Here is an 8,282-nt window from a genome sequence, read left to right on the forward strand (position 1 = left end):
GTATAACTTTCGGCATATCGACGCATCTGCGTATGATTTCTAGACTTCGCACCAAAAGCAAGAGTTCGGCGGATGTATCGAACCGATTGGGGAAAATAGTTGGACTTGGTCCAGAAGGAGGAAACATGGCTGGTCGTTTGTCTGGAAAAGTGGCGCTCATAACGGGTGGCGCGGGAGGCTGCGGTCTCGCAGCCTCGGAACTCTTCGCTGCGGAAGGGGCAAAAGTCGGCATCGTGGATTTGCCGTCTAGCCCAGGTGCAGATGTTGCAAAAAAGCTCAACGAAGCCGGTCACGAGGCGGTCTTTGCGCCAGCCGATGTCTCGGATGCCGCGCAGGTCGCATCGGCAGTGGAGAAAATTATCGGGGCTTTCGGGCCGATTACGGTTCTGATGAACCATGCAGGCACACTGGCGGCAGGTCCGTTTCTCGAAACAAGTGAAGAGGAATGGGACCGCCTTATGGCGATCAATGTGAAAAGCATGTTCCTCGTCTCAAAGGCCGTACTGCCATCGATGATCAATGCGGGTGGCGGTAGCATTATCTCTACGTCGTCGATTTCAGGCGTCGTCGGAACGCCCATGGAAGTGCTTTATTGCACTACCAAAGGGGCCTGCCACATGTTCGCACGCGCCCTTGCGGTGGAGTTTCGCGACAGGAATATTCGGAGCAATGCGATCTGCCCCGGCTTCATCGCCACGGCGCACGGTCGCAAGGAATTGGCGGTGCTGCAAAGCTTCGGCGTCGATGTTTCGGAAGATGCCATCAAAACTGCGCAAGGACGGCTGTGCCTGCCATCTGAAGTTGCTTCAGCAGCGCTCTTTCTTGCAAGCGATGAGGCAAGCTTCATCAACGGAGCGCATATCTTCGCGGATAATGGCTACACTGCCATCTGACAAAGCCGTGTCGCTTCGGCGACGCCGTACGCCCACAACAGCAATAAGCAAAAAGATGGGAACGAGAATGTCAAAGCAGAGCAATATGAGTGCAGGTGGCCACTGGCGCAATTGGGTCGGCAATCAGTCTTGTGTGACTTCCGCCATGGGCGCTCCTGCCAGTGAGGTGGAACTTTGCGACATGGTCAATTCTGCAACGTCTCAAGGATTGAATGTCCGATGCGCGGGGTCCGGTCACTCCTTCACGCCCGTTGTGGCTACCAGCGGGCTTATGCTCACTCTTTCGGGCATGAAAGGGGTGAAAAATGTGGACCATGATCGCAAGCGGGTGACTGCGGCGGCCGGTACGACCATTAACGAGCTTGGGCGATATCTCAAGAACAATGGTCTATCGATGGTCAATCAGGGCGATATTGACAGTCAGGCTTTGGCTGGCGCGCTGACAACCGGCACGCATGGCACGGGCGCAAAACTGTCCAATCTGGCATCATCGATTGTCGGTATGAAGATCGTCCAGCCCAACGGTACCGTTCTGACCGTCGACGAAACCACGCCGGATCTCTTGCATGCGAGCCGCGTTTCAATTGGTACACTCGGTGTGATTTCCGAGATTACCTTGCAACTGATGGATTCCTATAACCTCTATGAAAGGCTTTGGCGGGAGGATTTCGATGCATGCATGGACATGCACGACGAACTTGCCTCCGAACATAGGCACTTCAGCTTCTTCTGGTGCCCGACGGAAAAAAGCCGTCATTGCTATTGTCTTCCGGATACGGCTTCAACGTCACGCTCAGGAAAGACAACCGATGTTTGTGAAATGAAGATCATGGACATTACCGACCAGCCGCCAATGAGCCGCGGGTTTGAAAAAGTCGCATACAGTTCGGAGATTTATCCGATCGAGTATGTGCCAAACTTCCACGAGCTTGAATATGCGGTGCCTGTTGCGCACGGCAAAGAGGCGGTCAAGGAAGTCCGAAAACTGATGCTAGAGAAATATCCAGAGTGCATCTACCCCATCGAATATCGCTTTACGGCTGGTGATGATGCGTGGATGAGTCCCTTCTTTGAACAGGACAGCGTGACTGTGTCGGTCTCTGGTGAGCCCGGAACGGACTATTGGCCCTATCTCAGAGAGGTGGATAAAATTCTGCGGGATTTCGGTTCCCGTCCGCATTGGGGCAAGCTTCACTTTCTGACTGGTGCGGATGTGACATCGATTTATCCCAAAGCCGATGAATTTCGCGCCCTGCGCCGTAAGCTGGACCCACAGGGTTATTTCCTGAATGACCATCTGACACAATTGTTCAGATAGGCGCCCTCAGCGCTTGCGGCAGGTGCATGGTTCGTAGCCTCCGGCAAACAGGCGCCCCGGCTTCATGCCGATCATCGCCGGAACTTCGCTCAAGACTTGTGCACCCAGCGAACGCGCAATCGAGATCGTGGTTTCGGCGCAGATGGCTGCGTCTTCAGCCGCATTGTGATGCTTGAAGGTGAGGCCCAGATGAGACGCCAGAACATTCAACTTGTGCGACCCGAGATCGGGCCAGACTTTTTGCGCCATTTTGACCGAACATAGATACTGAAATTCTGGATAGCTCTGCCGATACTGATCAAGACAGGCGCGCCAGACACTGAAGTCGAAGGCGGCATTGTGAGCGATCATTGTCGCGCCCGCAAAATCTTCCGCGAATTCGTCCATGACTTCGGGAAACTCTCCGGCATCTTCCACATGCTCGGGGCGAATGCCGTGGATCGCAATATTGAAAGAGGAAAAGCGCATGTCCTTCGGTCGGATAAGGCGCTCTTCAACGCGCACGACGCGACCATCTTCAATCCATGCCAATCCTACGGAACAAGCGCTTCCACGCTGTTCATTGGCCGTTTCAAAATCAACTGCGATGGTTTTCAAGGGATGCTCCGGCTGGCTTTGCCAAGCTTCTACCGTCAAGCGCACCATTTGGCAAAACCAAAGCATCACCTGCACCAATTCGAGAGAAACTGGTGCAGGTGAGATCGTGCAGGTTATTTCAGTTCGACAACGGCTGCCTTGATATCCGGCTTTTGCGGAATGATGCCGCTTTTGGCGTACCAGTCGGCAATTTTTCCGATCTGTTCAACGTCCGCCGCCGTAACCGCTGTGGTCGGAACGGCATTGTTCTCACCGATCACTTTGCCGAGTTCGGTGGGGATGTTCATTTCCTTTGCCCAGATCGCGCCGGCATCGGCCTTGTTCGCCACTGCCCAGGTATTGTCCTGCTTCAGGATATTGAAAATGGCCTGAAGATCGTCGGTTTTCTTTTCAGCGAATTCGCGACTTGAAACGAGAACGACGGCATTGTCCGAGCCGATGGCCGCGCCATCCGCGATCACCTGACCGCCATAGGACTTCTCAGCGATTGCCACGAAGGGGTCCCAAGTTGCCCAGGCGTCGACATGTCCCTGCACAAAGCTTGGGCCACTGTCACTTGGGCTAAGATAGACGCGCTCGACGCTTTTCGGATCGACGCCGTTTTTCTCCAACCCCCGCATCAGCAGATACTCGCCTGTACCGCCTCGGTTGACCGCAACCTTCTTACCGGCCAGATCCTTGATCGACGTGATGCCTGCATCCTTTTTGGCGACGATCCCTTCAGAGCCGGGCGACATTTTCTGATAGCCGAAGATCGTCAGTGGAATATTTGCAGCCAACGCCGCAATGGCCGATGTGGAACTGCCAGCCGTGATATCGATGCTGCCCGCGTTCAGTGCTTCAAAAGCGGGAGCCGCAGCGGGAAATGGGCCAGCCCATTCCACCTTGATGCCTTTTTCCGCGAGCGCTTTTTCCAGTGTGCCACGCGATTTTGCCAGGGTAATGTCATTGGGGCCGCGAAGCCATCCGATACGGACAACCTGATCGGCGGCGAAAGCGGTTGTGCTCGCAAGTGTCATTGCCGCACCGGTAAGGGCGGCCAGAATTTGAAGTCTTTTCATTGATTATCTCCGCTTTTCAAGGGTGCAGGACAGGATGCCGGACGCCAAGCGCTTCCAGCAATTCGGTTTCGATGGCGGCAGCGCGTTTGTCTGTTCTCTGCCTCGGATGATCGATATCGACACGCAGATCGCGAATGAATCGCCCCTGATCGAGAACGAGAATCCGGTCGGCGAGTGCCACTGCCTCCCAGACATCATGCGTCACCAGCAGGGTCGCTGGTCTGTGTTTGCACCAGAGATTGAACACCAGATCGTGCATGCGAAGACGCGTCAATGCATCGAGCGCTGCAAATGGTTCGTCGAGCAGAAGCAGTTCCGGCTCGCGAACCAGCGCCCGTGCCAAGGCAGCCCGCTGCGCTTCACCGCCAGACAGTGTCAAAGGCCAGGCATCGACCCGGTGCGACAGGCCAACATCGGCAATTGCTTGCACCGCTTTGCCGTTGCTGCGCGCGTTGGGCACACCGAGTGCAACATTGTCGATCACGCTTTTCCACGGCATCAGCCGCGGTTCCTGAAAGACGACGGCACGGCGTTGCGGAATTTCCAATGCATTGGCCGGCGCTTCGTCGAGCCCCGCAAGCACGCGCAGAAGGGTGGATTTTCCAGAGCCGCTCCTGCCAAGCAGAGCCACGAATTCTCCCGGTGCTATGCTCAGATCGATATTGTCGAGAACCATCGGGCCGCCGAAGGACCGTGACAGGCCACGAATTTTAACGATGTCGCTCATGATACCACCGCCGGACGCCAGCGCAGGGCATAGGCTTCGATTGCACGCACCAGCCCATCCGTCAGCAACCCCATGAGTGCATAGACCAGAAGGCACACTACGATGACGTCGGTTTGCAGAAAGTCACGCGCATAGGTGATGATGTAACCAATGCCACTGGACGCATTGATCTGTTCCGCCACCACGAGGCTAAGCCACGCGATGCTCAGTCCATAGCGCACGCCGACAAGCAGCGAGGGCAGGGCGCCGGGGATCACGACATGTCGAATGATTTCCAGCGTACCGAGATTGAGGGTACGCCCAGCCTCGATCAGCTTGCGGTCAACGCTGCGAATGCCACCATGAAGCGTCAGATAGATCGGGAAAACGGAGCCAAAGGCAACCATGCCGATCTTGGGCGCTTCACCAATGCCGTACCAAAGGATGAAGAGTGGCAGGAGACCCAGAAACGGCATCGCTTTTAGCATCTGCACGGGCGGGTCGATGACCGTTTCGCCAAGCCGGGAAAGCCCGGCGAAAAGCGCCAGAGCAACACCTATGACGAGTGCTATGGAGAAACCTGCAATGACACGCAGGAACGACACCGCGAGACCGGTCGCCAGTTCTCCCGATGCCAGCAGTCGCAGGCCGGTCGCTGCAATGTCGACAGGTGACGCCAGTGTGCGGGCCGACAGAAGCCCGGTGACGCTCGCCAATTGCCACAAAATAAGGATGGCGATAGGCGATACGAGCCTCAGCATCCATTGCGGGAAGCGCGGACCTGTTTTGGCACTGCTGGCTGGAGGAGAACCGACACCAGCCGCTTTCTTCAAAGCGCTTGTATCAGCCATTGGCGGCCTTTCCAGTCAGGTCCCGGTCAAACAGGGTTGACCATGTAAACTGCTTGCGCTCGGCGACGGGGCGTTCAACGGGCAGACGCGGCAAAACCATCTCGCCGAAGCGATATGCTTCCTCGAGCAGAGGCATGCCGGAGAGGATGAACGTGTCGACACTAACGGCCTGATAGGCTTCGAGTGTGCGAATGACTGTGTCCGGTGAGCCGACGATTGCCGTGCCCGGGCCGGGGCGCACGAGACCAATGCCAGCCCAGAGATTGGGTGAGATTTCGAGGTCGCGCAAATTGTCCGGTTTAACGCCGCCGTGCATTGCAGTCATGCGCTGTTGGCCAACAGAGTCCGTGTTGGAGACGAAGCGTTTGTTGCCAGCCATGGCCGCTTCATCCATCTGGTCGTAAAGGTCGGCGGCAGCTTCCCAGGCTTTCGCGTCGGTCGAGCGCACAATCACATAAAGGCGGATACCGTATTTCAGTTCGCGCCCATGGGCTGCGGCACGTGCTTTGACCTGCTTGACCTTCTCGCCCATCTGTTCGGGTGTTTCGCCCCAGGAAAGATAAGTGTCGACGTGTTTTGCCGCGACTTCGATGGCACTGTCAGACGAACCGCCAAACCAGAGCGGCGGTGGGGCGATCGACGAACCGGCCGGAAGGGCAAGTTTTGCGCCTTCGGTCTGGAAGTATTTGCCCTTATGGGTGACGCTTTCGCCCGCCATGAGACGATGCCACAGGGTCAGATATTCATCGGCCATCAGATAACGTTCGTCATGCGGCAGCATCATGCCGTAAGCGCCAAGCATCTTGGCGTCGCCCGAGACAACATTCAGCATCAGCCTGCCGTTGGAGAACTCCTGAAATGTCGCCGCCATTTTGGCAAGCAGCGTTGGTGCTACGAGACCCGGATGAAAGGCGAGCAAGAATTTCATACGTTCCGTATAGGGCAATAGCGCACCGGCGAGTGGCCAGACGTCATGAGCGCCGGTGGCAAAAAGCGCGCCCGTATAACCCAGATGGTCATAGGCCTGGGCAAGCTGCTTGTAATAGCCGTAATCGACGACGCGCGATCCCTCGGGCTTCCAGGGATAAGCGCCGTCTGGGGCGCACATGTACCAAAGGACGTTCATGCTCTTTCTGCCTTGTTATGCTCTGCAATAATTTCGACTTTGCGACTGATCGCTGCGTGGCGGAGCAGTATGTCCGCTTCCGCCTGTTGCTCGCGCAAAAGAATGTTGTCAGCGGGCAAGATGTGCCAATTGCGCTCCAGGATAACCCGCGTCCAGGCGCGGCGCTCGTTGTCGTCGGCGTCCTTCGCAAGAAGGGCTGCAGCCTCTTCCGGATGCGCAATTATTTCCTGTCCGATCCGCGCGAGTTCTGCGGCAAAGGCATCGATAACATCGTCCGGCAGATTGCGCTGTCCAATGGTCCAGAAGACCGAACGGTTGGGAATGGTGGTGCCGCAATGCAGCAGGACGTGAAATTCGCCACTGGCCAGCGCCTGTTCGAGATGTGGGGCCATGGCGATCCACGCCGCCACCTTGCCCGCGCGCAGAAGATCCCGCGAGGGGGTTGCCAGAAGATCATGACGCTGCACGTCATTGAGGCTAAGGCCCACCTGTTCCAGACTTTTTGCCAGAAAATAGGTGTGAAACGAGCCGTCGGCGAGTGCAACATCACGCCCTTTCAGGTCGGCAACGGTCTGGATGTCGGTATCTTTGGCGACCAGTATCGCGCCATTGGCGGGCCGCGGAGCAGACGCTGCTGCATAGGTCACCGGAAGGCCGGATTCGGCTGCGAGAATAGGCGGTGTCGATCCTGTGCCGCCGATGTCGATATCGCCGGCAACGAGCTTCCTGGCGGTATCACGACCCTCAGGATAAAGCACAAATTCCGGCTGTAGATCGGCAAAGGCTCCCGGCCAGCGGGATGCAAGCGTTAGATGCAGGTTGTTAGGATGAAAGCCGATCTTGAATGCCATGAATACGCGATCCGGTTGCAAATTCGTTATATAAATTTATATAATGGGATTCAGGCAGGCACCGAAGGAAGGCTTGATTAAACCTTCGGCAAAACTTGGAAAACCATTCCGTGTTTGCCCGGTTTTTGAGATTGGACAACAGGACGCGTCGATAATGAACGAGGAAGTCACGTCTAAGGGGCATGTGCCCAAGGTAAAATGTCGCGCGATTGGCGCAGCGTCCGATTTCCTGAAAGCCATCTCCAATCCGGTGCGGCTTTCGATCCTGTGCGTCTTGCTGGAAGGCGAACGCACGGTGAGCGATCTGGAAGAAATGCTGGATGTTCACCAGCCAACCTTGTCACAGCAGCTTGGAGCGTTGCGCGAGGCCGGGATTATTGAAGGCCGACGCGAAGCGCGCGCTGTTGTTTATCGGGTGGCCGACCCGCGCGCTGGTCAAATTATCGGCCATCTGCGCTTGCTGTTTTCCGATCCCGGCGCTTCGGCAATATGGAAGGGCGCACAGCTTGGTGCGCCCGCACCATCAGAAATGGTGGATAGCTAAACAGGTCGGCTATTCACGCTTGAAACGGCTTACCAGTTCACGCGCACGCCAAGCTTTCCGTTCCATGCGGAATTGTCGGCATCGAACGTGGTGCTGTAACTGACATTGCCGTAGAGCGACATATTCTTGGTAATTTGCCTTGTGGCACCGCCTCCGATTTCGATCCATGTCTCTTCGAGTTCGGACTTGAAGGGAACAAACCCGGTTGCGGACGAAATGTCGACCTGAGCCTTTGCCGTGAATTCGTGCCAGTAGTTCACGATAAAAAAATAAGCTATTGTTTTCGTTTCTTTTTCTTGGTGTCTCGCCCTAACTCCTGAATTGGGTTAGGGAAT

At 56.1% G+C, this 8,282-nt stretch carries 9 protein-coding genes and 1 pseudogene; 3 read left to right on the plus strand and 7 right to left on the minus strand.

All coding sequences use genetic code 11. The annotated features are described in order from the left end of the window. Positions 1-125 precede the first annotated feature (125 nt). On the plus strand, positions 126-893 hold the full coding sequence (locus FHW00_RS16750) for an SDR family NAD(P)-dependent oxidoreductase (RefSeq protein ID WP_078337294.1): 768 nt from the start codon (positions 126-128) through the stop codon (positions 891-893). Between the two features lie 67 nt (positions 894-960). After that, positions 961-2,211 carry a D-arabinono-1,4-lactone oxidase gene (locus FHW00_RS16755; protein ID WP_139364330.1) on the plus strand — a complete coding sequence of 417 codons (1,251 nt, stop codon included), beginning with the start codon at positions 961-963 and terminating at the stop codon, positions 2,209-2,211. Between the two features lie 6 nt (positions 2,212-2,217). On the opposite strand, the gene FHW00_RS16760 is transcribed toward FHW00_RS16755, so the two are convergent. The 6 genes from FHW00_RS16760 to FHW00_RS16785 all read right to left on the minus strand — a co-directional run bounded on the left by FHW00_RS16760 (position 2,218) and on the right by FHW00_RS16785 (position 7,403). Then, a complete protein-coding gene (locus FHW00_RS16760) occupies positions 2,218-2,808 on the minus strand; it encodes a 3'-5' exonuclease (protein ID WP_078337482.1) in 591 nt (196 codons plus the stop codon). A 113-nt stretch (positions 2,809-2,921) separates the two neighbouring features. Beyond that, positions 2,922-3,869 carry an aliphatic sulfonate ABC transporter substrate-binding protein gene (locus FHW00_RS16765; protein WP_078337292.1) on the minus strand — a complete coding sequence of 316 codons (948 nt, stop codon included), beginning with the start codon at positions 3,867-3,869 and terminating at the stop codon, positions 2,922-2,924. Between the two features lie 16 nt (positions 3,870-3,885). After that, a complete protein-coding gene (locus FHW00_RS16770; RefSeq protein WP_078337291.1) occupies positions 3,886-4,596 on the minus strand; it encodes an ABC transporter ATP-binding protein in 711 nt (236 codons plus the stop codon). Continuing rightward, positions 4,593-5,426, minus strand: a complete 834-nt coding sequence (locus FHW00_RS16775) for an ABC transporter permease subunit (RefSeq protein WP_078337290.1) — start codon at positions 5,424-5,426, stop codon at positions 4,593-4,595. The genes FHW00_RS16770 and FHW00_RS16775 overlap by 4 nt, the downstream gene beginning before the upstream one ends. Continuing rightward, complete coding sequence (locus FHW00_RS16780; protein ID WP_078337289.1) at positions 5,419-6,552, minus strand: LLM class flavin-dependent oxidoreductase; 1,134 nt, start codon at positions 6,550-6,552, stop codon at positions 5,419-5,421. The genes FHW00_RS16775 and FHW00_RS16780 overlap by 8 nt, the downstream gene beginning before the upstream one ends. Further along, positions 6,549-7,403, minus strand: a complete 855-nt coding sequence (locus tag FHW00_RS16785; RefSeq protein ID WP_078337288.1) for an ABC transporter substrate-binding protein — start codon at positions 7,401-7,403, stop codon at positions 6,549-6,551. The genes FHW00_RS16780 and FHW00_RS16785 overlap by 4 nt, the downstream gene beginning before the upstream one ends. Before the next feature lie 154 nt (positions 7,404-7,557). Between FHW00_RS16785 and FHW00_RS16790 the strand changes: the two genes are divergently transcribed. After that, entirely contained in the window at positions 7,558-7,947 is a 390-nt protein-coding gene (locus FHW00_RS16790; RefSeq protein ID WP_078337287.1) for an ArsR/SmtB family transcription factor, read from the plus strand. A 29-nt stretch (positions 7,948-7,976) separates the two neighbouring features. On the opposite strand, the pseudogene FHW00_RS16795 reads toward FHW00_RS16790, so the two are convergent. After that, positions 7,977-8,252 (minus strand): annotated as a pseudogene (locus FHW00_RS16795) (autotransporter outer membrane beta-barrel domain-containing protein); the annotation flags it as partial. Between the last annotated feature and the right edge of the window lie 30 nt (positions 8,253-8,282).

Origin of the sequence: Ochrobactrum sp. P6BSIII (genome assembly GCF_014138065.1) — a bacterium.
Lineage (GTDB): Bacteria > Pseudomonadota > Alphaproteobacteria > Rhizobiales > Rhizobiaceae > Brucella.